Source organism: Falsiroseomonas oleicola, assembly GCF_019029495.1.
Taxonomy (GTDB): Bacteria; Pseudomonadota; Alphaproteobacteria; order Acetobacterales; family Acetobacteraceae; genus Falsiroseomonas; species Falsiroseomonas oleicola.
This window is the reverse complement of sequence record NZ_JAERQM010000024.1, coordinates 1-626: the sequence shown is the minus strand read 5'-3', so window position 1 is coordinate 626 and position 626 is coordinate 1. Positions and strand designations below refer to the sequence as shown.

The window sequence follows — 626 nt, the reverse complement described above, 5'->3', positions numbered from 1 at the left end:
CGATCTCGAGGCGGTCAAACAGTTCCAGTAGCGTCGATCGCCGCACACGGGAGTCGTCACACGTCAATCGATACTGATCGTTAGCGCAGAATAGCCGTTTTCGAGCCGTAGGAGGCCGAATATCCGAGGAGTGTGTTAACGGGACTCAAGATAATAATATAAGTCTCCGGTAGCAAAAGACGGTTGCTCATGAAGAAGCAGGAACTCATCCACCTTCACGGCCTCCTCGCTGAAGTACGAAAACAGTGCGAGTTCTGGGACGACGATCTCGACCTCGAGGCGTATGAGGAACTGGGCGTGAAGCCGACATCGATTCATAAATCGAAGACAGACCACAAAGCAGCCGTTTTTAAGCTGACTGAAGGAATCACCGCGCCGATGGAGGAAGCGGACTCCGAACCGCTGGCTCCCACGGCCGACTAAGGGTTTATCAGCGCCATCACCGCCCGCTACTCTCCGAGTTACAACTCTGTTCGATCCCGTCTGTCTACGGTGATCCCGACTCAGTCCAAGTCCGTCGTCCCGTCGTTGTCAGCCGATTTTGCCTCCGTGTCGTCGTCCTCGATCGTCGTGACGCGTAGCACTTTCAGCGGAATGTTCCGAAGCCGCTGACCGATCTCCTTGCG

General features: G+C 55.3%; 1 protein-coding gene. It reads left to right on the top strand.

The window, feature by feature from the left end:
- The first annotated feature begins 189 nt into the window (after nt 1-189).
- Nucleotides 190-423, top strand: coding sequence for a UPF0058 family protein (locus JJQ90_RS26725; protein WP_216879300.1), 234 nt, complete (start codon nt 190-192; stop codon nt 421-423).
- Nucleotides 424-626: the final 203 nt, after the last annotated feature.

Bases quoted from the DNA above. Each gene is read 5' to 3' on its own strand.
- JJQ90_RS26725 (WP_216879300.1), top strand. From the start codon at position 190: ATGAAGAAGCAGGAACTCATCCACCTTCACGGCCTCCTCGCTGAAGTA.